General features: G+C 70.8%; 15 protein-coding genes, 1 tRNA gene and 2 pseudogenes. 11 read left to right on the top strand and 7 right to left on the bottom strand.

Annotated elements, in window-relative coordinates; genetic code table 11:
• Positions 1-143 precede the first annotated feature (143 nt).
• Positions 144-2801, bottom strand: a complete 2658-nt coding sequence (locus tag INTCA_RS20550) for a UTP--glucose-1-phosphate uridylyltransferase (RefSeq protein ID WP_013491736.1) — start codon at positions 2799-2801, stop codon at positions 144-146.
• Positions 2802-2858: 57 nt separating this feature from the next.
• Between INTCA_RS20550 and INTCA_RS04475 the strand changes: the two genes are divergently transcribed.
• Positions 2859-3524, top strand: a complete 666-nt coding sequence (locus INTCA_RS04475) for a 5-formyltetrahydrofolate cyclo-ligase (protein WP_013491735.1) — start codon at positions 2859-2861, stop codon at positions 3522-3524.
• A gap of 28 nt (positions 3525-3552) precedes the next feature.
• On the opposite strand, the gene INTCA_RS04470 is transcribed toward INTCA_RS04475, so the two are convergent.
• The gene (locus tag INTCA_RS04470; RefSeq protein WP_013491734.1) at positions 3553-6135 is read right to left on the bottom strand and encodes a penicillin acylase family protein; all 2583 of its coding nucleotides are present in this window, start codon (positions 6133-6135) and stop codon (positions 3553-3555) included.
• Between the two features lie 124 nt (positions 6136-6259).
• Here INTCA_RS04470 and INTCA_RS04465 point away from each other — a divergent pair, with 124 nt between their 5' ends.
• Together INTCA_RS04465 and INTCA_RS20545 are read left to right on the top strand one after the other, a co-directional pair.
• Positions 6260-7831, top strand: a complete 1572-nt coding sequence (locus INTCA_RS04465; protein ID WP_013491733.1) for a potassium/proton antiporter — start codon at positions 6260-6262, stop codon at positions 7829-7831.
• 8 nt (positions 7832-7839) lie between these two features.
• Positions 7840-7983 (top strand): annotated as a pseudogene (locus INTCA_RS20545) (FmdB family zinc ribbon protein); the annotation flags it as partial.
• Between the two features lie 14 nt (positions 7984-7997).
• Here the strand turns inward: INTCA_RS20545 and INTCA_RS20540 are convergent.
• Positions 7998-8408 (bottom strand): hypothetical protein, encoded by a 411-nt coding sequence (locus INTCA_RS20540; protein ID WP_342341447.1) that lies wholly within the window; start codon positions 8406-8408, stop codon positions 7998-8000.
• A gap of 85 nt (positions 8409-8493) precedes the next feature.
• Here INTCA_RS20540 and INTCA_RS04455 point away from each other — a divergent pair, with 85 nt between their 5' ends.
• The 3 genes from INTCA_RS04455 to mscL all read left to right on the top strand — a co-directional run bounded on the left by INTCA_RS04455 (position 8494) and on the right by mscL (position 10672).
• On the top strand, positions 8494-9345 hold the full coding sequence (locus INTCA_RS04455; RefSeq protein ID WP_013491731.1) for an S-methyl-5'-thioadenosine phosphorylase: 852 nt from the start codon (positions 8494-8496) through the stop codon (positions 9343-9345).
• Positions 9345-10157: an SAF domain-containing protein gene (locus tag INTCA_RS18565; protein WP_013491730.1), complete on the top strand. Its 813-nt coding sequence runs from the start codon at positions 9345-9347 to the stop codon at positions 10155-10157. The genes INTCA_RS04455 and INTCA_RS18565 overlap by 1 nt, the downstream gene beginning before the upstream one ends.
• Positions 10158-10306: 149 nt before the next feature.
• Complete coding sequence (gene mscL, locus INTCA_RS04445) at positions 10307-10672, top strand: large conductance mechanosensitive channel protein MscL (protein WP_013491729.1); 366 nt, start codon at positions 10307-10309, stop codon at positions 10670-10672.
• 109 nt (positions 10673-10781) lie between these two features.
• On the opposite strand, the gene INTCA_RS04440 is transcribed toward mscL, so the two are convergent.
• The 4 genes from INTCA_RS04440 to INTCA_RS04425 all read right to left on the bottom strand — a co-directional run bounded on the left by INTCA_RS04440 (position 10782) and on the right by INTCA_RS04425 (position 19544).
• Positions 10782-11195, bottom strand: a complete 414-nt coding sequence (locus INTCA_RS04440; protein ID WP_013491728.1) for a tetratricopeptide repeat protein — start codon at positions 11193-11195, stop codon at positions 10782-10784.
• An 81-nt stretch (positions 11196-11276) separates the two neighbouring features.
• Entirely contained in the window at positions 11277-15464 is a 4188-nt protein-coding gene (locus INTCA_RS04435; RefSeq protein ID WP_013491727.1) for an AAA domain-containing protein, read from the bottom strand.
• 144 nt (positions 15465-15608) lie between these two features.
• On the bottom strand, positions 15609-18710 hold the full coding sequence (locus tag INTCA_RS04430; protein WP_013491726.1) for a M14 family metallopeptidase: 3102 nt from the start codon (positions 18708-18710) through the stop codon (positions 15609-15611).
• A 162-nt stretch (positions 18711-18872) separates the two neighbouring features.
• The gene (locus INTCA_RS04425) at positions 18873-19544 is read right to left on the bottom strand and encodes a TetR/AcrR family transcriptional regulator (RefSeq protein ID WP_013491725.1); all 672 of its coding nucleotides are present in this window, start codon (positions 19542-19544) and stop codon (positions 18873-18875) included.
• Positions 19545-19628: 84 nt separating this feature from the next.
• Between INTCA_RS04425 and INTCA_RS04420 the strand changes: the two genes are divergently transcribed.
• The 5 genes and pseudogenes from INTCA_RS04420 (at position 19629) to INTCA_RS04400 (ending at position 25503) form a co-directional block, all read left to right on the top strand.
• Entirely contained in the window at positions 19629-20960 is a 1332-nt protein-coding gene (locus tag INTCA_RS04420; RefSeq protein ID WP_013491724.1) for a glycosyltransferase, read from the top strand.
• A gap of 20 nt (positions 20961-20980) precedes the next feature.
• Positions 20981-21053: transfer RNA gene (locus tag INTCA_RS04415), tRNA-Arg, on the top strand.
• Between the two features lie 214 nt (positions 21054-21267).
• Positions 21268-21873: pseudogene (locus INTCA_RS04410) on the top strand (IS1634 family transposase); the annotation flags it as partial.
• A gap of 596 nt (positions 21874-22469) precedes the next feature.
• On the top strand, positions 22470-23963 hold the full coding sequence (gene ltrA, locus INTCA_RS04405; protein WP_013491723.1) for a group II intron reverse transcriptase/maturase: 1494 nt from the start codon (positions 22470-22472) through the stop codon (positions 23961-23963).
• A 277-nt stretch (positions 23964-24240) separates the two neighbouring features.
• A complete protein-coding gene (locus INTCA_RS04400) occupies positions 24241-25503 on the top strand; it encodes an ISL3 family transposase (protein WP_013491425.1) in 1263 nt (420 codons plus the stop codon).
• Positions 25504-25522: the final 19 nt, after the last annotated feature.

Below are 25522 nucleotides of genomic sequence, written 5' to 3'. Positions count from 1 at the left end.
GTCCGCGACGGCCCGGCCCCCTCGGCGGCCGGCCCGCCATCCGCCACGCGGACGGCCGAGACGCGTCAGGGCGGGAGGGCTGGGAGGGAGGGGGGAGCGGGAGGAGCTCAGCGGCATACGGGAAGAGTGCGCCTGAGCCGACCTCAGTCGTCGAGGATGATGACGTCGACGCGCTCACCGGCGACGAGGTCCGCGGTCTCCTCCGGGACGATGAACAGCGCGTTGGCCCGGGACAGGTCGGCGACGAAGTGCGAGCCCTGCCCCGCGACCGGCGTGCACATCAGCGCACCCTCGGAGTTGCGCGACACGACGGCGCGGCCGAACTGCCGCCGCCCCTCGGGCGAGCGCAGTCCTGAGGTGAGCGTGGCGCTGCGGACCCGGCGCTTCTCCGGCGTGAGGCGCATCAGACGGCGCAGCGCCGGCCGGACGAAGACCTCGAACGAGACGAACGAGGAGACCGGGTTGCCCGGCAGCGCGAACAGCGGCACGCGACGACCAACCGGGCCCGTGAGGTAGCCGAAGCCCTGTGGCTTGCCCGGCTGCATCGCCACCCTGACGAAGTCCACGCCGCGGTCGGCGAGCGCGCTCTTGACCACGTCGTAGGCGCCCATCGAGACCCCACCGCTCGTGACCACGACGTCCGCGCCGGCCACGACCTCGTCGAGGGCGACGAGCAGCTCGGCGTCAGTGTCGCCGACGGTTCCGCGGATCTCGGCCGAGGCACCCGCGGAGATCGCGGCCGCCCAGAGCATCGTCGAGTTGGAGTCGTGGATCTGGCCCGGCTGGAGGGGCTCGCCCGGCGGGACGAGCTCCGCGCCGGTCGACAGGATGACGACGTGCGGCCGCCGGTGCACCTCGACCGTCGCGTGGCCGCAGGCGGCGAGCAGGGCGATCGTCCGCGGCCCGACGACGTCGCCGGCCGACACGACGACGGCACCTTCGGAGACGTCCTCGCCACGCGGTCGGATGTACCGGCCCGGGGCGACGACCGCCCGACAGAGGACCGGGCCCTCGGCCGCGCCGTCGGTGTCCTCCACGGCGATGACCGCGTCGGCGCCGGTCGGGATCGGCGCGCCCGTCATGATGCGGGCGGCCTCGCCGGGGCCCACCGAGAAGGTCGGGTTGGCCCCAGCGGCCACCTCACCGACGATCCGCAACGACACCGGCGTCGCGTCGGCCCCGTCGAGGGACCGGGCCCGGACCGCATAGCCGTCCATCGACGAGTTGTCGAAGGGCGGCAGGCTGACCCGGGACCGGACGTCCCTCGCGACGACGAGCCCGAGCGCCTCGGTGAGCGGCACGCTCGCCGTCGCGGCCGGCTCCAGGGTCGACAGGATCGCGCGGAGGTGCTGGTCGACGGTCCGCAGGTCGGCGACACCCTGAGCCCGCGCCGCAGGGCGCCCCTCCGCCGCGGTCTCGCCCGCGACCGGGCCCTCGAGGACCGCGTGGTCGCGCACCCTCCTCAGCCCGTCGACGAGGACGTCGCCGACGCAGCGGACATCGCGCCCGAAGACCGGGTCGCCGATGACGCGCAGGCTGGTGCACTCGACCATCGACGGGACCCCGAAGGGGAAGCGCTTCTCGAAGCCGTCCACGAGCCGGTAGGCCGAGTCGAGGTCGACGAACGGCTCGGGGCCCTCCCCCACCGCGAGGAGGTGGTAGCTCTCGTCGAGCACGAAGTAGTCCGAGCGGACGACGAGCAGGTCGTTGGTCGTCTTGACCGGCCGGAACCGCGTGCGCGGCACGAGCAGCGCCTCGGACCCCTCGAACACCTCGATCGCGGCACCCATCGCGGACTCGAGCTGGACGACCTCGGGCGACGTGGGGTCGGCCGGGTCGACCGTCTTGCGGTTGATGATGATGGGCAGGCCGAGGAAACCGGCCCGCTCGGCCATCCGGTCGCGCAGGACGGACAGGTCGACCCAGATGTTGTTGGCGTTGAACGTGTCGTGGCGCTTGGTGTCGGCGAAGAACCGCTCCTCGCCCTCGGCCACCATCGCCGTGTCACGGAGGATGAGGCGGCCGTCGGACCTGCGAGTCGCGAGGTGCCCGCCCTTGCGGTCGCTCTTCGTGCGGGTGCACACCTCGGCGACGAAGGGCAGCCCGTGCTCGACCATCCACGCCGCCACGTCGGGGTCGCAGGTGGCGCCGAGGTTGTCCGAGTTGGAGATGAACGCGTAGCGGATCCCCTTGGCCAGCAGGCTGTCGAGCACGCCGGACGTGACGAGGGAGACGTAGATGTCGCCGTGGCCGGGCGGGCACCACTCGAGCTCGCGGTCCGGAGGCCAGTCGACCGGGTCGAGGGAGTCGGCGAGGAGCTTCGGCTCGGCGCTCTGGATGAAGTCGAGCGGGAGCCCGTCGACGGGGAGGTCCGGGTAGGTGGCGAGGATGTCGAGCGACTGCTCCGAGGTCCGGAACGAGTTCATCAGGATGAGGGGCAGCTCGACCCCCCACTGCTCGCGGAGCGAGAGCACCTGCTGGGCGATGATGTCGAGGAAGGTCAGTCCGTCCTTGACCTCGAGCGCCGACTTGGCGCCGCTCATCCCCATGCTCGTGCCGAGCCCACCGTTGAGCTTGATCACCGCGGTCTGGCTCAGCGCCCGGCGGGCGTCCTCGTCCGAGACCTCCACCTCGCCGAGGGCCTGGATGTCCCGGAGCGGCTCGATGGTGTCCTCGGGGATCGTGCCCTGCGCCCCCTCCTCGAGCTGACGGTAGTAGTGCTCGAAGACCGTGATGGCCTCGGGTCCCATCCCTCGCCCGCGCATCCGTTCGACGGCGCGGGCCAACCCCTGGTCACTCATGGGCTCACCTTACGATGGACCCGGTGCGCGCCCGGGAGCAGGACGAGAGGAGCCGCGATGTCGCAGCAGCCGTCGCCTGACCAGCCGCTGCCCACCAAACGGGAGATCCGCCAGGCTGCTCGACGCCGGCGGGCCGAGCTCGCCGCGGCCAGCGATGGCTCGGCGGCGGGCTCCGCGATCGCCGAGGCCGTGCTGCGGTTCCTCCCCGAGCGAGCGGAGGACCAGGTCCGTGTCGCGGTGTACGAGTCGTTGCCCGACGAGCCGCCCACCGCGCCGCTCATCGCGGCCCTCCTCGCGGCCGGTCATGAGGTCATCGTGCCCATCGTGCTCGACGACTTCTCGCTCGAGTGGACGTATGCCGCTGAGGGCACCATCGGCGACCGCGGCACCGTCGCGCGCCTCCCGAAGGACACTCCCCCCTCCGGGGACGGCCGGCGCTGGCTGGGGCCCGGCGCGCTGTCCACCTGCGATCTCGTCGTGACGCCCGGGCTGACCGTCGACCGCCGGGGCACGCGGCTGGGACAGGGTGGCGGGTGCTACGACCGGGCCCTGCGGCACCGCGACCCGGGGACGCCGGTCATCACGCTGCTGCACGAGGGAGAGCAGCGCGACACGGACCTGCCGCGCGAGGCGCACGACTCGCCCGTCGACGGCTACGTCACCACGAGCGGTCGGGTCGTCCGGACTGCAGCCGACTCGAGCCCCGCGCACCGGGCGGGCTGACGGTCTGACCCTCTGAGGGGCGGGACCCTCAGCCGGTCGGCTGACCGGGCGGGACCAGCGTCAGCTCGCTGTCCTGTGCGGCCGCCACTGCGCGGGCGGTGAACGGCCACGGGAACGGCTCGTTGGCCGCCCAGGCGTCGATCTGGTCGGCGTAGTGCGAGTTGTACGCGTGGCCCGACTGTCCCGTCGCGTTGACCCACAGGGACCTGTCCAGGTCGGAGAGGTCGACGACCATCCGCATGGAGGGTCCCGCCGTCACCTCGTAGCCGGAGCTCGAGGCGTCCCAGCTGGTGGCGTTGACGATGCCGTTGCCGCCGCCGAGCTCGATGCCGCCCCGGTTGAAGACGTCCCGGATCACCCCGGGCACCGACTCGGTGCCGAGCACGCGGTGCTCGAGGTTCAGCTGGTGGAGCCGGCCCCAACGCCACGTCGCCGGGACCTTGCCGAGCTTGCGAGCCAGGTCGAGGCGAGCGTCCACCAGCGCGCGCTTGAGGATCTCACCCGACCCCTCGGTGACCCCCGGGGTCGTCTTGTCGTCCCACCAGGCGTTCTTCGGGTCCTTGAGCAGCTGCTCGAGCACGATCATCCAGCGGGTCCCACCTGACGCGGCCATGTCGGGCGGGAGCTCGTCGAAGGTGTACTCGAGCAGGTGCTTCCACACGGCGTTGTAGTAGGCCGCCGAGGCCGAGTCGCGGGTCTTGTCCGCGGGCTGGTTGCCGTCCCAGTCGCGCAGCAGCAGCTGGGCCTGGGCGGTGAAGTCGTCGACCTCGACGCCGAGCAGGTGCTCGACGAGGACGGGGGCGAAGGCGTTGCGGGTGTCGCCCTGGATCTGGACCATCCGCTCGGGCGACACCTTCGCGGACCCGGCCAGCAGAGTGCGGATCCGCTCGGCGCGGAAGCCGTAGTCCCACACTCCGGTGAGGAACGGCTTCTGGCTCGCCGTCACGGCCTGGTTCGCCGTGACGATGAACCCCTCCTGGGGGTCGAGGACGTAGGGCAGTTCCTCGAAGTCGACGAAGCCGCGCCAGTCCCACTGGCTGTCCCAGCCGGGCGACGGCCAGGACCCCGGCACCGCACCCGGCGTCGCAGACCGCCGCACCGGGAAGAGCCCGGGGGTCTGATAGCCGATGTGACCGTCGGTGTCGGCGTAGACGAGGTTCTGGGCGGGCACGGCGAAGAGCGCAGCGGCGGACCGGAAGTCGTCCCAACCGGTCGCGGTGTTGAGCGCGAAGATGGCGTCGGCGGTGCGTGTCGGGGTCAGCGCCGTCCAGGCCAGGGAGACCGCGTAACGGTTCGACTGGGCCACCCCACGCACGGCGGTCTGGTCCCCGCTCTCCGCGATGGCCGGCACCGCATCAGAGAGGATCGGCCCGTGCACCGTGGAGCGCACGAGGATCTCGACGTCGGAGCCACCGGCGACCTTGATCGTCTCGCGCCGGGTCTCGAGTGGCTCCTGGTTGCCGTCGCGCAGGTAGGTGTCGCCGCTGACCTGCTCGAGGTAGAAGTCGGTCACGTCCGCGCCCAGGTTGGTGAAGCCCCACGCCACCTTGGCGTTGTGCCCGATGACCACGCCGGGAAGGCCGGAGAACGAGAACCCCGAGACCTGGAACGGGCACTGCGCCGACACGGTGCGGCACTGGAGGTTGACCTGGGTCCAGATGCTCGGGATGCCGAGGGAGAGGTGAGGGTCGTTGGCGAGCAGGGGCTTTCCGGTCGTCGTGCGGTCGCCGGAGACGACCCAGGAGTTCGAGCCCACCCCGTCGCCCTCGCCGATCAGGGCCGGGATCGCCGCCATGGCCGCGGCGGTCGCGTCGAAGGCGCCCTGGCCCCCCTTGAGCAGCGCCATCGGTGTCGCGGCGGCGGCCTGCTGGTCGCTGGCGGCCGCCCCGGGGCGCCAGTCCTGCTCGGAGAGGATCGGCTGGTTGCGGTCGAACGGGTAGGGCGGGTAGAGCAGCTCGATCTGTTTCTGCGACGTGCGACCGCCCCGGGAGAGCCGGGCGCGGGCGAGCTCGTCCTCGTAGTCGGCCTTGAGGTCCCAGGCCATCGCCTTGAGCCACGCGAGCGAGTCCACCGGCGTCCACGGCTCGACCCGGTAGCCGGGGACGCTCCAGTCGAGAACCTGGTACTCGAGGGCGAGGTCCGCAGGTGAGTCGGCCTGCTTGAGGTAGGCGTTGACCCCGTCGGCGTACGCCTGCAGGTACTGGCGGGTCTCCGGCGCCAGACGAGGCAGCTCCTGCTCGGCGACCCGCCGCCAGCCCATCGTGCGGATGACCCGGTCGGTGTCGAGGCCGCCCTCGCCGACCAGCTCGGACAGTCGGCCGGCGGTGATGTGACGACGCAGGTCCATCTCGAAGAAGCGGTCCTGGGCACTGACGTAGCCCTGGGCCCGGAAGAGGTCGTTGGCCGAGTCGGCTGTGATCGTCGGCACACCCCGCGCGTCGCGAGAGACCGTCACCCGACCGGTCAGTCCCTCGACCTCAAGCTCCCCGGTCGTCTCGGGAAAGGGTCGACGCACCGTCGAGACGGCGAGAATCGTGAGCGCCACGAGCGCGACGATGACCAGGACGACGACCGACAGCGCGATTCGGCGGGCGAGGTGAGCTCGGGGCACGCCAAGAGCCTAGGCCACGACCCGGTGGACTGCGGGAGGCGCCGACCGGGCCCCTTGGACGACAACGAGCCCAGCGGCATACGGGTGGTTTGATGGGGAGCCACCGCAACCTCAGGAGCAGCCCGTGGCCGCGCTCACGTCCGTCACGTCGGGGATGACCCTCGACGACCTGACGCGCGTGCTCCTCATCGGCTCCCTCGTCCTCCTCGTGGCCGTCGCCGCCGTGCGGCTCTCGACGGGATCCGGGATGCCGTCGCTGCTCATCTACCTCGGGATCGGACTCGCCCTCGGCAACGGCGGCGTCGGGATCCAGTTCTCCGACGCCTCGACCACCAGGGTGCTCGGCTACGCCGCCCTCGTGCTCATCCTCGCCGAGGGTGGGCTCTCGACGAAGTGGAGCAACATCCGGCGGTCCGTCGCGCCCGCCGCGCTGCTCTCCACCATCGGCGTCGTCGTCTCGGTGCTCGTCGTCGCCGTCGTCGCGCACACCTTCCTCGACCTGTCGTGGACGATCTCGCTGCTCCTCGGCGCGATCCTCGCCTCCACCGATGCCGCCGCGGTCTTCGCCGTGCTCCGCCACGTCCCCATCCCCCGCCGACTGAGCGGCATGCTCGAAGCCGAGGCCGGCTTCAACGACGCCCCCGTCGTCCTCCTCGTCGTGGCTCTCTCCGCTCAGGGCCTGCCCGGGGCCGAGCCGGAACCGTGGTGGATGCTCCTCGCGATGGTCCTCGTCGAGCTCGCCGGCGGAGCCGTCGTCGGTGTGGTCGTGGGCTACGTGGGCGGTGCCGGGCTCCGGCGGGTCGCCGGGGGGTCGTCGGCGCTCTTCTCGATCGGGGTCGTCACCCTCACCGTGCTGGCCTACGCCGTCGGCGCCGCCCTCCACGTCTCCGGCTTCCTCGCGACGTACCTCGCGGCCCTCGTCCTCGGGAACATGGGCCTGCCCAACCGCGCCTCGTTCCAGAGCTTCGCGACGGCGCTCGGCTGGATCGCGCAGATCGGGCTCTTCGTCATGCTGGGCCTGCTCGCCGACCCGTTCCGCCTCGATGCGCAGCTCGGCAACGCCGTCACCATCGGCCTGGTGCTGCTTCTCGTCGCGCGGCCCCTGTCCGTCGTCGCCTCGACCGTCTGGTTCCGAATGCCGTGGCGCGACATGGCCTTCCTCTCCTGGGCGGGGCTCCGCGGTGCCGTGCCCGTCGTGCTGGCCACCGTGCCACTCGTCGCCGGGACCCCGAACACCGGCTGGATCTTCGACCTCGTCTTCGTCCTCGTCGTCGTCTTCACCATCGTCCAGGCCCCGCCCCTGCCCTGGGTGGCGAAGCGCCTCGGCCTCACCGAGCAGGTCCACTCCGTCGACGTGGCCCTCGAGAGCACGCCCCTCGTCGAGATCGGTGCCGACGTCCTCACGGTCAACGTCGGTGCGGAGTCGAGACTGCACGGTGTGGCCGTCTTCGAGCTGCGGCTGCCCAAGGGAGCCATGGTGACCCTCGTCGTGCGGGCCGGTGAGAGCTTCGTGCCCGAGCAGTACACGACGATCCGCCACGGCGACCAGCTGCTCATCGTGACGCCGTCGAACGCTCGCAAGGCGACCGAGCAGCGGATCCTGGCCCTCAGCCACCAGGGGCGCCTCGCCGGCTGGGCGACAACGGCCACCGAGCACGGCCGTAGACTTGGCGGGCATCCCCGCCGCCAGCCCTGAGGTATCCCGTGCCCACGTACACCTACGCCTGCACCGAGTGCGGCCATTCCTTCGACATCCGTCAGTCCTTCACCGACGACCCGCTGACGGACTGCCCCGAATGCGCCCACGGCCGGCTCCGCAAGGTGATCCACCCGGTCGGCATCTCCTTCAAGGGCTCCGGCTTCTACAAGACCGACTCCCGCTCGAGTGGCGGCGCGTCCGGGGCCAAGGGCGACTCGAAGGACAAGGCGGCCGCGGGGGCTTCGGCTGGGTCCGATTCCGCCGCCTCCTCGTCGTCGGGGTCGGGCACGTCCGGGTCCTCGGGTGGCTCGTCCGGGTCCTCGGGTGGCTCGTCCGGGTCCTCTGGTGGCTCGTCCGGGTCCTCTGGTGGCTCGTCCGGGTCCTCGGGCGGCTCGTCCGGGTCCTCGGGCGGCTCGTCCGGGTCCTCGGGTGGCGCGTCCGGGTCGTCGGGTGGCTCGTCGTCCGGCCCCGGTAAAGCATCCTGACCCTGGCTCGGCCCACCTCCCCTGACGATGTGATCGACCGGTCCACACCTCGGATCGATCACATCGGCCCGCCGGGCGGGATGGTCCATCCACATCCCCTCCCCCCTCGCTCCCCTTGTCCCCAGCTCCCGGGGCAGTCCGGACGCGGACTCGATGCGGTCCTAGGCTGCCGACATGACCTCGCAGACCGTGCTCACACCGTCAGACATCACAGCCGAGATCGGAGTCATCGGCGGCTCCGGGCTCTACGACTTCCTCGATGACTACGAGACGGTCGAGGTCAGCACGCCGTTCGGCAGCCCGAGTGACCCGCTGGTCGTCGGTGAGGTCGAGGGACGCTCCGTCGCCTTCATGACCCGCCACGGGAAGGACCACCGACACGCGCCGCACCGGGTCAACTACCGAGCCAACCTCTGGGCCCTTCGCGCCATCGGGGTGCGGCAGATCCTGTCGCCCTGCGCAGTCGGGTCGCTGCGGCCGGAGCACGGCCCCGGCACCCTCGTCGTCCCCGACCAGCTCGTCGACCGGACGTGGGGTCGGCCCCAGACCGTCTACGACGCGGAGGGCGAGGTCGTGCACGTCGGCTTCGCCGATCCCTACTGCCCGAACGGACGGCAGGTGGCCGTGGATGCGGCTCGCGTCTCGCAGCTCGACGTCGTGGCGGGCGGCACCCTCGTCGTGGTCAACGGTCCGCGGTTCTCGACGCGAGCGGAGTCCCTCATGCACCAGCAGCTGGGGTGGGACATCGTCGGGATGACCACGATGCCCGAGGCAGCCCTCGCGCGAGAGCTGGCCCTGTGCTTCACGACCATCGCCCTGGTCACCGACCTCGATGCCGGGGTCGAGGGTGGCGACCCGGTCACCCACGAGGAGGTGATGCGGGTCTTCGCGCAGAACGTCGAAGGTCTCAAGGGCGTCCTTCGTGACGCCGTCGGACAGCTGCCGGCCCATGAGGACGACGAGACGGCCACCTGCGTCTGCCGTCGCGCCCTCGACGGGATCACGCTGCCCTTCCCCCTGCCCTGATGGTGGGCCTGCGTCACCACGGCCGCACCCGCTCGCCGAGACCCTCGGCGCCGTCAGCCTCACCGGCTGGACTCTCACCGGCTGGACCCTCGACGGCTGGAGTCTCGACGCGGCGGGCCCTGCCCGGCTCGCGGCTGCAGCGAGCGCGCCGGGCCCGCCTGCGTCGCTGGGGCGCCGCCGGTCTGGCCGGTTCGGCAGTCGCGCTCGGGGTGTCGGCTCTGCGGCCGGCGGCGACCGACGCCGGCCTGCCGACCGTCGTGGCCGTCCGGGCGATTGCGGCAGGCGCGGTCATCTCAGCTTCCGATGTGCACGTCGAGAACCGCCCGGTGGAGCACCGCCCGGAGTCGGCCGCAGCCGACATCGCGGCAGTCGTGGGCCGCCGGGCGGCGGCACCGATCGAGGCCCGGGGGATGCTCACGGGCGAACGGCTCGCCGGAGCGGGTCTGCTCGCCGGTCGTTCCGATGATCGAGCCGCCATGACCGTGCCGGTCATGGACATCGCGCTGACGGGCGTCGAGGCCGGCGGGCGCGTGGACCTCTATGCGACGGGAAGCGGTGAGCAGGTGGTCGCCGGCGCGCAGGTGCTCGCCGTGCTCGGCGGGCCGGCCGGCAACGCCTCGGGCTCCGGAGCGGACAGCCAGGGCAAGCAGGCGGCTGCCAGCCCCATGACGACTCAGGTTCCTTGGGGAGACGGTGCCGACCCGGGGATCACGGTCGCCGTGTCAGCCGCGGAGGCCAGACTGCTCGCCACCCACCTGAGCACGCTCAGTGCTGGTGAGAGCTTCGCCGTGGCGGTGCGTCCCGAGCCATGAGAACGGCCTCCATCGACAGCCAGCGAGATGAAAGTTGCACAAACTGCGGAAATGGATGACGTGCCTGCGTCCGTTTCCGTCCCGCACTGGCTAGGTTGGCGAGTCGACAGGCCTCCACCAGGAGGCATTTGGAACTGAAGGGACTGCCCATGGTCAAGGGCTTCAAGGACTTCCTCATGCGTGGAAACGTCGTCGACCTCGCGGTTGCCGTCGTCATCGGCACGGCGTTCGCGAAGGTGGTAGAGGCGTTCGTCGTCATCATCATGGATCTCATCGGCCTGGTTGGCGGGACACCGAACTTCTCCCAGTGGAACCCCGGCGGGGTGTCCGTGGGCGGGTTCCTCACGCAGCTGATCGGGTTCATCATCGTGGCGTTCGCCGTCTACCTGTTGGTGGTCGTTCCGATGAACAGGCTGGCTGAGCGCCGCAAGCGCGGCGAGGAGCCGGAGCCTGAGGCTCCGTCCGAGGAGGTCATCCTGCTCACCGAGATCCGCGACGCCCTGCGCGTTCGCTGATCTCCATCCGCGGTGTGAACTCTCCGCGGAGCCCAACACCTGATCGAGAGAGCAGTTCGCGACGTACCGTCACGAACTGCTCTCTCGATGTGGTTGGGGGTGCAGATGGCTACTCGTCCGGGCCGCCGTAGGCCTTCGGGCGCTCGTAGTCCCCGAGGATCTCGGCCAGCGCCAAGGGCCGCGCGGCCTCCGCGTGCCGACCGGCTCGCTGGAGCGTCCGGCCGAGCAGCAGGTGCGCGTACCCGTCGGTGGGTGACTCCTCGATGAGCCCGCGCACGACCTCCTCGGCGCGCCCGAACTGCGCCGAATGGAAGTACGCGCGGGCCAGGTAGGTGCGCAGGTCAGTCGTCGAATGCAGAACGGGCTGCTCGCCATCGGCCGCGACAGCCTCGGCGGACTCGGCGGACTCGACCTCGGCCAGCAGCTCGGCGAAGGCCGCGGCCGCTGCGAGATGGTCTCCGCGCTCGAAGAGGCCCCGGGCCCAGGCATAGCGCAGGCTGAAGGGCGTCGAGGTGGCGTTCATGCCGTCCAGAACGCCGGATCCGCCCGCGACATTCCGGAGGCCGACGGGTCCGGACCGGGCGGGTGTTCGACCCCGGGGTGGCTACTCGTAGTGCGGTGGCCGTTGCTCCCGGAGCCACTGGTCACGCGCTGTGACGTCCGCAGCCTCGCCCCAGCCACGGTCCGTGTCGTCCCGGGTCGGCCCGTACGCGACGCCCGCCAGCCCGTCGCTGGACGACACGTCCCCAGCCGACGACTCGCCGCCGGCCGGCTCGTCGGTGGACGACTCCGCCGTGCCCTTCCGAAAGACCCGTCGCCGCCGACGACGACCCGGGACCGCCTCGTGCTCGGCCTGGGCAGCTGACCCGTTCTGCCCGCCCGCAGACCCCTCAGGGACCTTCCGGCCGGCGTCGGGGCCCTCGGTCGGTGTCGCCAGAACGGAGCCCTCGCTGTGCGCGCTCCCCTGCGGCTCGGCCTGCGTGGCCTCCGGACTCACGGGCGGGCGGCGGTCGTCGCGGGCCACGCGCACGATGCGGGACATCTCGCGGGCGGGGTCCCGGAACACGTCCGTGGTCCAGACCCGCAGGTGCACCCAGCCCAGCCGGGTCAGCTGCTCGGGACGCAGCCGGTCCCGGTCACGGGTGCTGCGCATGGCGGCGTAGCGCCGTCCGTCCGTCTCGACCGCGACGAGGACGCGGCCGCGGTGGTAGGGGTCCTCGATCGCGAGGTCGATGCGCTGGTCGGCCGTGCCGTAGTCCTCGTGCACGACGAACCCCTCGCGGCGCAGCCGCACGGCGAGGTCGTGCCGCAGTGCGTCGCGAGCGGGCTCCCGCGCCGGAGCCGCGGTGCTGGGCAGGGAGGCTCCCTTCGACTCGGCGTAGGCGAGGAAGTCGCGCAACATGACCGCCCCCTGGGCCTTGAGCCGCGACGGGTCGAGGTCGGACGCTCGCAGCGCGGACACGACGGTCATCCGGGTGCGCGCCCGGGTGATGGCCACGTTGAGCCGGCGCTCGCCGCCCTCGATGTTGAGGGGGCCGAACCGGTGCAGCACCCGCCCGTGGGGGGTCTTGCCGTAGCCGATCGAGAGGATGATGGCGTCCCGCTCGTCGCCCTGGACCCGCTCGAGGTTCTTGACGAAGAAGTGCTCGTCCCGATCGGGACCGAAGAAGGCCGTGACGTCGGGGGCGTCGCGCAGCGCGGCGGTGATGGCTTCCTCGAGTCGGTCGGCGTGCTTGATGCCGAGGGCGATCACCCCGAGGGACTCGGTGGGCCGACGTCGGGCGTGGTCGAGGACGAGGCTGACCACCCGCTCGACCTCGGCCGTGGTGGACTCGATGCTCTGCGCACCGGGCTGCACGACGGCCTGGCCGTCCACGGGCTCGAAGGTGAGCGCCGACTCGACCGCCGTCCCCGGGAAGGTCGTGAGGCCACCGGCATAGACCGCCGCGTTCGCGAAGGCGATGAGGCGTTCGTCGCGGCTCCGGTAGTGCCAGGTGAGCTTCCGCGTGGGCAGGGCTGCGGCGAGCACGTCGAGAACCGACTCGAACCCCTCGGTGAGGACCTCCTCCTCCGGCTCGGACGACCCTTCGTCGTCGGAGACCACGGTGAAGAAGTTCGTCGGCGGCAGCTGCCGTTCGTCGCCGGCGACGACGACCTGCCGTCCTCGGGAGACCGCCGAGATCGCCTGGGCCGGCTGGACCTGCGAGGCCTCGTCGAAGATGACGACGTCGAACCAGCGGCCGGGGGGCAGGGTGGAGGCCACGACGAGCGGGCTCATCGCCCAGCACGGCTTGATCGCGGTCAGCGCGGCGGACGCCGCGGGCATCAGCTCGCGGAGAGGCTTGTGACGCCGGGCCCGGCCTGCCTCGGCCCGCACGAGCGCCTCTTGGGCGGGGTGGTCGGCGAGCACCTCGCGGATGTTGCGGGCCACCGCCTCGCGAACCCGGGGCACGGTGGCCCGGAGGTGGGCGCGGTCGGCGGCGGCGTACTCGTCGGCGATGCGACGCAGCCCCTCACCGTCGTGCGCGCCGTAGGCCGGGTCGCGCAGGCTGATCTCCTGGGCCAGGGAGGCCCACCAGACGAGGTCGACCTCGGCGGGCACGGCGGCCGGAGAGACCCCCCGGGCGTTGAGGTCGTCGATGAGCGGCCCGAGCCCAGCGGCCCGGAGGTCGTCGAGGACCGTCGTGACGTGCGGGAGGACGGAGACGCGGTCGGGCCGGGCCGCGAGCGCCGCCAGCCGGCTGCGGAGGTCGGCCAGCGAGAGCTCGGTGAGCGGCTGCTGACCTTCGGCGGGGCTCCCCTGCGCCGGCAGTCGCTGCTCGAGCCAGTGGAGGTCCGCGAGGAGCCGGCCGTGCACCTCGAGGGCTTCGCCGAGTCGCGGGGAGATGGTGGGGCGACCGCCGCCACCGACGAGCGAGAACCACTGCCGCCGTTGCTCCCGGGCCGAGACGAGCTCACCGTGCAGGTCCTGCGGTGGGCGGCCCGGACGGAGCAGCCGTCTGGCCTGCTGCCGCACCTTCCAGCGGGTCAGCCAGCCCATGTCGATGCCACGCTCGGCACGCCAGTCGCGGGTCGCGGTCGCAGCGATGTGCTCGTCGAGCGGGACGTCGAAGACCTCGGGCCGGAAGACCTCCAGCGTGTGCCGCACGGCCGCCATCGTCTCCAGGGCTGACTGCCAGTCGGCGAGGGATCCCGCGGCGGGCACGTGGGACTCCCCGAGGATCGCGCCGAGCCGCGCGGCCGCCTCGTCGAGCTCGGTCGTGCTGTAGCGGGTCGTGATGTCGAGCGCCTTGGCGGCTTCGTCGGGGGTCAGGATGCGGGCTCCGAACCATGGGTCGTCCCCGTCCTGGGACCAGGCTCCCAGCCCGGCGGCGTCGCGCAGGCGGCCGGCCAGGTCACGGATCCGCTCGCGCCCCAAGCTCGCCAGGGTCGGCCCGTTGAGCCGGATCCGAGAGGTCGGGGACGGCTGACGGGTGGCCAGCTCGGCCAGGGCCTCCTGCACCTGGTGCACCGAGACCCCCCACGGGTCACGCACGGCGTGCATGGCCCGCAGGTGCGCCACCAGACGGGCGCGCCGGTCCCTGAGGACCGACACCGGGATGTCCGGACCGCCGGCGTCCGGAGCCGACACGTCCAGACCGGGCACGTCACGGTCCTCTCGCACGGCCCACTCCAGGGTGCGGGCGAACTGCTGGGCCGCTGCACGGCGGTTGGTCATGCCGTCGTAGGCATCGAGGACGAGGTCGCCCAGGCCGAGTCGGTCGAGCCGCCCGAGGACCGCGTCGATGGCGGCGCGCTTCTCCGCGACGAAGAGGGTGGACTTGCCCTCGGCCGCGAGCGTGGCGATGAGATTGGCGATGGTCTGTGACTTGCCCGTGCCCGGTGGTCCCTTGATGACGAGGTGGGCGCCGGCCCGCACCGCGTCGATCGCCGCGTGCTGTGACGAGTCGGCGTCGAGGACGAGGTGCTCGTGCTCCGGGTCAGGCTCGGGGCCGGCGTCGGGCACCCGCAGCCGCACGGCCGCCAGGGCCGACTCGTCTCCGGCCAGCGCGGCGACCACGTCGTGGTCGGCGAGGGACGCGCCCTGCAGGGCCAGGTCGGCGACCATCGGCAGCTTGGCGTAGGAGAAGGTGCCCACGACGAGCCGGGGTGCGATGGCGAGGTCCGGCACCTGGCTGCACACCGACTGGAGGGCCGCGTAGACGGGATAGGGGTCGAAGGTGTCGCCGCGGGTGGCGAGGTCGGCGAGCGCCTCGCCGTCGACCTCGATGGCCTGCTCGGACCGCAGGTACTCGATGAGGACCGGGTTGAACTCGACCTCCGGCCCGAGGACGATGTCGAAGTCGTCCTGCGCCGGACCGGTCGGCCGCAGCTCGAGGGGCCACAGCAGGACGGGGGCCGCTGGGGGCCGCGGTGCGCGGGCCACGGTCCACGTCGCCATGCCGATGGCGAGGAAGCCCGCGGCGATGCCGCGCTCCTCCTTGAGCTCCTGGGCCTTGGCACGGATCGCCCGGGCGCGTCGCCGGGCCTCCGCGAGCGCAGCGGGCTCACGCATGAGGTCGGACAGGCGCGTCCTGCGGCCGGCGAGGAGCATCGAGACGCCGCCGGGGTGGGCCGTGGTGAGGTCAAGGGTGCCGGAGGGCAGGTCGCGGTACCAGAGCAGGGTGTTGCGCCCGCCGAGGTCGACGAGCGAGCGCTGCCACGTCTTGACCGCCGCTGCGACCCGGTCGGCGCGTGGGTCCCCCGACGTCGACTCCGCCGGCGAGGCGGCGGGTCGTGGGGCGTCGGTCATTCCTGCAGGCTAACCAAGAAGCCGAGCGGAATGGCCACCGGCTGGCGGCACAACCTCGACCGATGAATGCCGTATGCCGCTGAGCCGGCCCCGCGCGGACGGTGGCGTCCGCGCGGGGCGAGCCCAGCGGCATACGACTCTCTTTCAGTTGAGCAGGTGGTCGAGCACGCGGCCCATGACGGCGGCGCGGCCCGCGGAGCCGGTCACCCCCTCCAGCCCGAAGCCCATCAGCACGGTGTCCGGGGTCGAGATCGCGGCGCCGACCGGGAACCCCGAGGCGTCGGTGACGATCCAGTCGTTCGCGTTGGCGCCGCTGCCCGACGGTGCCCCGCTGACGGCCCAGCCGTCGAGCCCCGCCTCGAAGGACGTGCTGCCCTCACCGGTCGACACGACGACGTCGTCGACGAAGACGCCCAACCCCTGGACCGCCCAGTCGCTGACGTAGGCGATGGAGACCTCGACCTGACCACCGGCGTAGCCGGACAGGTCCACCGACCACTGCTGCCACCCGCCCGAGTTGCCGCTCGCGGCGTTCCACGCACCGGTGGTGCCGGTCGCGGTGCAGGCCCCGGTCTCGCTGTCCCACGTCTGGTAGTGGTCGAGCTGGGGGTGCAGGTCACGCCAGCCCTCTGGGCAGCTGTCTCCGGTCGACGTGCTCGTGTGTCCGTTCTGGTCCGGCAGGGTCGTCCAGTCGTCCTGGCCGGCCGTGCGGGCCTCGATGAAGAGGTGGTCCCACGCCGGCTCGGTGTCGTAGGAGGTCCAGAACGAGAGGGTGGCCCCACCCGCGGGCACGGTGACGGTGCGGGTCAGGCGCTTGTAGGAGATGTCAGCGATCTGGGAGTAGGCGTACTGCGTCCCCGTGTGCGGGGCGTACGGCCCACCCGGCTTGTCCCACACGGCCGAGGGCCAGCTCTCGAACTCCTTGAACTGCTCGACCGGCAGGATGCCGCTCGTCGCGACGTAGGACATCGTGTCGTCCTGGTTCTTGGCGCTCTGCGGCCCGTTGAGCCCCCAGGTCAGCCCGGTGAACGGGTCGTCGACGCCGTTCAGGGCGAAGGCCTTGCCGTGGGCGTCGAGGCCGTCGCCCTCGACGGCGACGTAGCCGCCGAACCAGTACTGCAGCACGTCGTTGGTCCCGTCGCCTGAGCCGGCGAGCAGGAGGCAGCGACGCTCGTCGACACCCGCCGGGAGCGGCACGCAGGCGATCTCTCCCTTGGGGTCGTAGAGCTGGCCACCGACGTTGCCGGTGTACTGGTTGCCGGCGAAGTCGCTCGTGTAGGCGACCCTGCCGCCCTCGTTGAGATAGGCGCGGAACTCGAGCATCTCGTCGAGCGCGAGCCGGTCGACGTTGCCCGGCCCACGTCCGCGGGTGCGGGTGACGATGTCGTCGCCGGAGTACCAGATCGCCGCGTCGTAGTGGCTCAGCACGCCGAGCAGGTCGGGCGCGGTGCGGCCCCGCGCGTCGACGTCGTAGACATCGGCCGCGACGCCGTTGGCCTTGAGCGCGTCGAGGTAGGAGGTGAGGTAGTGCGGGCCGGTCCCCCGCTGGAGCGGGGACGCGCCGGTGTAGTCCTCGGCTGCCACGACGACGACGCGGTTGCCCGTCTCGGACACGGCCCGGTAGGTGAACGACGGGCTGGTCTCGCCGCCGCCCTCGAACCACACCGTGACCGAGTCGCCGGGGCTGGTCCCCGTGACGACACCCCGCATCTGCCGGTAGTGCTTCGCTGCCGGTGAGTATCGCTCTCCCCCACCCCATTCGGAGGTCGTGGCGGACTGCACGGCGCCGCCGTTGACCTGCCACTTCACCGTGACCGCCCCGAGGCTGCGCTTCGCGATGACGGCGACGGGCTGCGGGTCGCCGTACGAGTAGTCGAAGGTGAGGTCGGCGTGCGGGTTGCCGCGCTTGTAGGGGTCGTCGCTCTCCAGGTAGAAGGGCAAGGTGTCGATCCCGAGCACGGAGGCCGGGTCGTCAGGGTCGACGGCCGACTGCGCCACGGACTGGGCGAAGGGCAGGTTGCGCTCGAACTCCTCCTGCACGAGGGCCTCGTCGTCGGGGAAGACGAAGCCGCACCCGTCGCAGCCGGCCGACAGCTCAGGCGTCCAGGCGAGGGCGCCCGTCGCGACGTGGGCGTAGTCGGTCGTCTCACCGTTGGTGACGTAGAGGACGTCGGAGCTGAGGCCCGGGTGGAAGTCCTTGATCGCGGGCTCGTCGAGGTTGCCGGACATCGCGTAGTAGATCGGGTCGTCCGCGGTCGGCGTGCCGATCTGCCAGCCCTCGGCGTAGAGCAGCCACTGGCCGTTGGAGTGGTAGTTGACCTGGAACGCGAACCCGATCCGATCGAGGAGTCCCTTCATGGCCGCCGTCTCCGGCTCGGACACCGGTGCGGTGCCGCGGTAGGTCTCGCTCGACCGGATGGACGACGAGCCCTCCTCGTCGTAGCCCCAGTGGTTGGGGAAGTTGCGGTTGAGGTCGACGCCGTCACCAGTGGTGATCTGGCCGTCGCCGTTGTTGTCGCGCAGGTTCTTCCGCCAGAGGCGTTCGACGTCGAACGTGTACTGGTAGCCGTCGGGGTTGGCGACGGGGACGAACCACAGCTCGGTCGTCTGCAGCAGCGTGCGCACGGCAGGGTCGTTGGCCCGCCAGCGGTCGATGTACCAGTTCATCAGCCGCCGGTCGATCTCGGTGGAGATCCACTCGCGGGCGTGCTGCGTCGCGCTGTAGAGCACGGCCGGGCGGCTCCCGTCGGCGATGCCGTTGGCGCCCTGGGTCAGCTTGATGGCGAGAATGTCGCGGCCCTGGAGGGTCGTGCCGATCCTGACCAGCTTGGCGACCTGCGGGTTGGCTGCCGCGGCCTGGACGAGCTGGTCCTTGATGCCTCCGGGCTCGTCCCAGGAACGCCACACCGTGAAGCCACCAGCAGCCTCCGCAGCGGCGAACTCCTTGACGGTCTGCCCGCCCTTGACCCGCGTCAGCTGCGGGTCCAGGCCCTGCTTGCGCAGCTGGTCACGCTGGGCCGCGGTGAGGATCAGCTCGACCTGGATCCCTGTCGCGCTCGTCTGGCGCCCCTCGTGGACGTCATGGCCCTGCCTGGCGAGCTCGGCCAGCTGGTTGGGCGTGACGACGGCCGTGTAGGCGTCGAGGTCACCGCCGCCTGGAGGGCTGCTCGACGCCGTCGGCGTGAGCCCCACGAGGAGCGCCGCCACCATCGCCGAGACCACTGTGAACACACGCAGACGCCGCATTGCATCCCCCTGCAGTTCTGAGCCAACTTCCGTGGCGAAGTGACCCAGATCACACTGCCACTGTCGCGCGTGTCGCGCCACCCCCACTTTCGGGACAACGCAGACGATGCCGTATGCCGCTCAGCCGGCCCCCGGGTCAGCTCACCTGCGAGCGGGGCGGGCTCAGCGGCATACGGCACCGTGTTCTTGTGCGTCCCCGCAGATGAGCTGCGGGAGCGTCTCCGCCAGCCAGGCGATGGTGCGGTCGTGCGACCAGCCCCGGTCGGAGACGAACTCCGTGTGCATCGCGGGGGACGCGATGGCCACGAGGATGTCGGTGGCTGCGTCAATGTCGAGGCCGTGCCTGAGCGGGCCCTTGGCGGCGGCCAGCTCAATGACGTCCCGGTAGGTCGCAGCCCTGAGCGCGTCCCCCGCTGCCGCGTCCGCGGCGAGCTCGGGGTCGGTCGTCGCGCCGGCCCGCTGGGACAGGAGGAGGGGACCCGCTCGTTCGAAGATCTCGCCACTGCCGAGGACGAAGCTGCGGACCACCCCGGCAGCCGTCGACTCCCCCACCAGCGCGGCGTACCACTCCGTGTCCGGCGGAGCCACCCTCCCCTCGCCGAGGACGGCGACCGCGATCAGCGCCGACATGAGCTTCGCCTTGGTGCCGAAGGCGAAGTAGAGCATCTGCACCGAGACGTTCGCGCGCTCAGCGATCGTCGCCATGCGCGCGGCGTGGTAGCCGTTGGCCACGAACTCCGCCCGCGCAGCGGCGAGGATCCTGCGGCGGGTGTCTCGGGCCCGCTCGCCGCGCGTCTGTTTCGCGGCGCTGCCGCTCTTGACGGAACCGTTCACGGGGTCGACACTACTTTAAGTCATCACTAGTGATGACTTAAAGTGACCGGCGACACCATTGCCACGTCAGGACAGGAGACGGCGATGAAGGTTCTGGTCGCCTCGCAGGCCGTGGACGGCCACTTCAACCCGATGACCGGCATCGCCAAGCACCTGCAGCTGTCCGGTCACGACGTGCGGTGGTACACGGGAGCGACGCTCGCACCCCGCGTCGAGGCCCTCGGCATCCCCTTCTACCCCTTCGTACGCGCGGTGGAGCACACCGCGGACAACCTCGATGAGCTCTACCCCGAACGGGCCCGGCTCAAGGGTCCTCGCGCGGTGCGATTCGACGGGGACAAGATCATGGTCAGCAACGTGGGGCACTTCTTCTCTGACATCAAGGACATCCGGGAACGCTTTCCCTTCGACGTTCTCCTCCTCGATGGCAGCGTCTACGTTCAGCGACTGGTCCGGCAGGGCCTCGACGTGCCGGTCGTCTCGGTCATCGCCATCTCCAACATGGAGAGGGATCCCTGGGTGCCACCGCTGTTCATGGGGCTCAAGCCCGCGACAGGCCGGCGCGGACGACTGCGTGACAGGGCCCTGACTCGGCTGTCGGACCTGCTCATCCTCGGCCTGGGCCAGCGGCACTACGTCCAGATCCTCGCCGACCACGGGATCCGCGTCCCCAAGGGCATGATCCTCACCGACGAGCCCTACACGATGTCGAGCGTTGTCGTGCAGACCGGCACGGAGTCGTTCGACTACCCGCGGTCGCGCACCAACCCGCGGGTGCGCTACGTCGGGCCGCTGATCCCGCACCCTTCAGGGCAGCGGGCGCCGGCCACAGTGGACTGGTCCAGTGACTTCGAGCGGACGGTGGTCGTCACGCAGGGCACGGTCGACAATGTCGATCACGACCAGCTGATCGTCCCCACCATCGAGGCCCTGAGAGACTCCGGCACTCACACGCGGCTGCTCGTCGCAACCGGGGGGTCAGGGACAGCGGAACTGCGGCGCCGCTACCCCCAGGACAACGTGGTCGTCGAGGACTACCTCGACTTCGGCGAGGTGCTCGACCACGCCGACGCCTACGTGACGAACGGCGGATTCGGCGGCGTGCTTCAGAGCCTGGTCCACGGGGTGCCGTTGGTCTGTGCCGGCATCAAGGCCGGCCGGAACGACGTTGCGGCGCACGTGGACTACCACGGCCTTGGCATCGACCTACGGACGGAGACCCCGAAGGCGGCTGCTATCCGGGCCGCCGTCGACCGCGTCTGTGTCGAGCCTTCGTTCCGGCAGCGAGCGGCAGAGTTTCGTGAGGAGATGCGGACGCTCGACCCGCTGGAGACCGTCCGGGAACTGGTCGAGGGGCTCGCGCCGGTGACCTCGACGTCGCCCGCAGCCGATTCGGAACGGGGCGGGGCGACCTGACAGAATGGCCGGGCTGTCCCGCCCTCGTAGCTCAGGGGATAGAGCACCGCTCTCCTAAAGCGGGTGTCGCAGGTTCGAATCCTGCCGGGGGCACTTGAGCCCGCAGGGCTCTTACCTGCGCAGATGCAGGCGTCAGGGCTGAGAGTCTCACGCACAAGTGTCGTTTCTGAGACGAAATCAGTCGTTCGCTCCGCCCTGAGTTTGTTCACTTGCTGCCCTCAGTCGGGGCGGCGCGTCGCTGACCTGGGGTGATGCGATCGAGTTGGTGCGTTTTCACGCACTAATCGGTGCCGTCTAGGGTCGCTGTGTGGCGTTCATCAGGCGGGTGCCGACGGCGTCGGGAGCGACGGCGGTGCAGATCATGCAGTACGTCGGGGGGCGTCAGCGAGTCATCAAGCATGTGGGGTCGGCGCACACCGAGGCTGAGCTGGGCGTGCTGCTGGGGAAGGCGCGTGAGTTGTTGGAGGACCCGGCCCAGGGGTTGCTGGACCTCGACGTCGAACCGACGCTGCCGGTCGCTCGGCTCGTCACGCAGCCTGCCGAGCCGGCGCTGTTCAAGATCGGCGAGGCGCCCGCGGCCGAGGTGGGACGCGACGGGCCGGGACGGGTGGTGGACACAGACTGCCGCCTGCTGTTCGAGGCCCTCGCCGCCGTGTACGCCGACCTCGGGTTCGACGTCCTCGGGGACGAGGTGTTCAGGGACCTGGTGATCGCCCGGGTGGTGGAGCCGACGTCCCTGCTGGACATGGGTCGGGTGCTCACGGAGCTGGGCCGGAGCCCGGCCAGCTACTCGACGATGCGCCGGACGCTGGTCCGCGCCGAGGAGCGCGGGTACCGCGACCGGGTGGCGACGGCGTGTTTCGCGCACGCGGCCAGCACCGGGGATGTGAGCCTGATTCTGTATGACGTCACGGTGCGCCGTGAGGCGCTTGTTGTTCGAGCGGAGGTGAGAGACCTTTGCCTGATTCCCTGCCGTAGCAGGGGGTTTGAAGCTGGGGGCAGCCTGACCGGAGAGACGTCCGGGAGGGCGGGAGCAGCCCCGACAAAGTCGTGTCGCGTCAGCACCGTTGGATGGCGTGGGTGCGGCGAGCATGCCGAAGAGGTATACGCGAGGAACCGGTGTCATCACCTGTCTTGACGTACTACCGCCTCAAACCCAGTGGATATGGGGCGGGCGCGGTCGGCCACCTGCCGGCGTTAGGGGTGGGTGGACTGTCCGGGGCACGAGTTACATGTCCCGGGCGGGTCGGCGGCGAAATGACTACGGAGTAGTCGTCGACGAGTGCCGCAGGCAGATAGCCGGGTGCCTCCTTCGGTGAGCGAACAGCGAGTGAACACGGGAAGGTCCTTGGACCTGCCATCAAGGATCGCGCGGTCAGCGGTCGGGGTGGCTGGGTGCGTCGTCCACCGATCGGATCAAGGACTGGCGGAGCCGCCGTAGTACTGCGAGTCCGGGAGAGCCGGTCACATCGGGAAGGGCGGCAGCGAGGATGGATAGGAGGTGCTGCGATGGCGCGAGAGGCGTTGGTGAACTCCGACGAGCCCTCGTTGATGGACATCATCTTCGGGCGGGTAGCGCGGACGCAGGTCAAGTATCACCGGTGGGCCAAGACCGACCGCAACGCGCGGTTCGGGGACTTGTTCAACCTGGTGTCACACCCGGACTACCTGTTGGTGGCTTGGGAGCATGTGGCACGCAACAAAGGGGCTCGCACCGCTGGGGTTGATGGCGTCACCGTGCGTCAGATCCGTCAGCGGGGCGAGGTCGGGGTGTTCCTTGCGGGGATCGCCGCGAGCCTGAGAGATGGAACGTATCGACCGGCGCCGGTGCGGCGGGTACTGATCCCCAAGCCGGGCGGCAAGTCCCGCCCGCTGGGGATCCCGACCGTGACCGACCGGGTGGTGCAGCAGTCGCTCAGGATGGTGCTGGAGCCGATCTTCGAGGCCGACTTTCTGCCGGTCTCCTACGGGTTCCGGCCCAAGCGGCGGGCCCATGACGCGGTCGCTGAGATCCATTTCTATGCCGGCCGGGGCTACCGGTGGGTGCTGGACGCGGACATCGAAGGATGTTTCGACCACATCGACCACACGGCCCTGCTGGGGCTGGTGCGGGAGCGGATCAAGGACAAGAAGACCGTGGCGCTGGTTCGCGCGTTCCTCAAGGCCGGGGTCCTGAGTGACCTCGGTTTGGAGGCCGCGGCCGGTGAGGGCACCCCGCAGGGCGGGATCATCTCGCCGCTGCTGGCCAACATCGCCCTGTCCGTACTGGATGAGGCGATCATGGCCCCGTGGGCACAAGGCGGTGACCAGTCGACCCAGACTGGCCGCGCCAAGCGCCGCTACCACGGGCTGGGCAACTGGCGGATCGTGCGCTACGCGGACGACTTCGTCATCATGACCAACGGCAGCCGGGATGACGTACTGGCCCTGAAGGAACAGGCCGCCGAGGTGTTGGCGCGGGTCGGGCTCCGGTTGTCGGAGTCAAAGACCCGGGTCACGCACCTGAGCGAGGGGATCGACTTCCTCGGCTTCCACATCCAGTGGAGGAAACGCCGGGGAGGCGGGAAGTGGTGCTGCATGGTCTTCATCGCCGACAAGGCGTTCGCGAGGATCAAGACGACCATCCGCAACCTGACCCCTCGCCGGTCACCACGGCCCCTGACGGACGTGATCATCGAGGTCAACGCGGCGCTGCGTGGCTGGGCGTACTACTTCCGCCACGCGATCGCCGGGCGACGGTTCTCCTTCCTCAGGTACTTCACCTGGCGAAGGTTCGTCGCGTGGCAACGCGAGCAGCACCGCTGGAACTGGTCCAAGGTCAAACGATGGCTCCGCCGCCCCGACGGCAGCTGGAGAACCATCGCGACCGAGGACGCGGTCCTGTTCGACCCCACCAAGGTGCGGATCGAGCGCTACCGGTACCGCGGGAGGCAGATCCCCAGCCCTACGACCCGGCCACGGCCGCCTGACCGGCATCACCTCGTGGAGAGCCCGTTGCGTTGAGAGGCGCACGGCGGGTTCGGCGGGCGGTCCGGGGAAACGGAGCGACAGCAATGCGCCACCGCGCCCCGGGCCGACCCAACACGTTGTACTTCGAGGCCGAGAAGGAGGACGACCTGCGCAAGGTCGGCTATTCCAAGGAGCGACGGGTCGACCCTCAGATTGTGGGCTCCTCTGACCCTTCCGTGGGTGGTTCTCGGGCTGGCTGAACGGGGGCACGCCGTTCCCGCATAGGTTTTGGGCTGTCTAAAGGTCCAGAACCATTGGAGCGGAGAACGGCGTGCGTGATGCCAGCCTATGGCGTGCCCTGTTGGGCGTCGACAAGACGGTCATCGAACAGGTCGAGTTCGACGAGGACGAGCAGCTGCTGGTCGCGCAGGTGCGTCCTCGGAGTCGGGCTCGGAGCCGGTGCGGGGTGTGTGGACGGTCGTGTCCGGGCTACGACGGCGGTGAGGGCAGGCGGCGGTGGCGGGCGTTGGATCTGGGCACCGTCCAGGTGGTGCTGGAGGCGGACGCGCCTCGCGTCTCGTGCCGTCAGCACGGGGTGGTTGTCGCGGCGGTGCCGTGGGCGCGGCACGGGGCGGGGCACACGTACGCGTTCGACGAGCAGGTCGCGTGGCTGGCCACGCAGGCCTCGAAGACGACCGTGACGCAGCTGATGCGGATCGCCTGGCGCACGGTCGGGTCGATCATCACGAGGGTGTGGGCCGACACCGAGAGGCAGTTCGACCGGTTCGCCGGTCTGAAACGGATCGGGATCGACGAGATCAGCTACAAGCGCGGTCACCGGTACCTGACCATCGTGGTCGACCACGACAGCGGCCGACTGGTGTGGGCCGCGCCCGGGCGGGACAAGGCCACCCTGCACGCGTTCTTCGACGCCCTCGGTGAGCAGCGTTGCGCCGCAGTCACGCACGTGTCCGCGGACGGCGCGGACTGGATCGCCAAGGTCGTCACCCAGCGGTGCCCGCAGGCGGTCCGCTGCGCTGACCCGTTCCATGTCGTCTCCTGGGCCACCGACGCGCTCGACGAGGTGCGCCGGGACGCGTGGAACCAGGCGCGTGGCGCGGTCACCCGGCGCCGGGCGGGCCGGGCCAGCGGCCACGCGAAGGACCTCAAGGGGGCCCGGTACGCGTTGTGGAAGAACCCGGGCAATCTGACCGAGAAGCAGCAGGCCAAGCTCGCGTGGGTGGCCAGGACCGACCCGCGGCTCTACCGCGGATACCTGCTGAAGGAGGGCCTGCGGCTCGTCTTCCAGCTGCCCCACCAGCAGGCTGCCGAAGCGCTCGACCGGTGGGTCGCGTGGGCCCGACGGTGCCGCATCGAGGCGTTCGTGACCCTGCAGCGACGCATCGTCAAACACCGCGACTCCATCCTCGCCGCGATCGAGCACGGCCTCTCGAACGGTCGTATCGAGTCGGTCAACACGAAAGTCCGCCTGATCACGCGCATCGCATTCGGGTTCCGCTCGCCAGAGTCCCTGATCGCCCTGGCCATGCTCAGCCTCGGCGGTCACCGCCCCGTCCTGCCCGGCCGGAACTGACCCACGGATCAGTCAGTAG

Origin of the sequence: Intrasporangium calvum DSM 43043 (assembly GCF_000184685.1) — a bacterium.
Classification (GTDB): Bacteria; Actinomycetota; Actinomycetes; order Actinomycetales; family Dermatophilaceae; genus Intrasporangium; species Intrasporangium calvum.
This window is presented reverse-complemented; position numbering and strand designations above follow the sequence as displayed.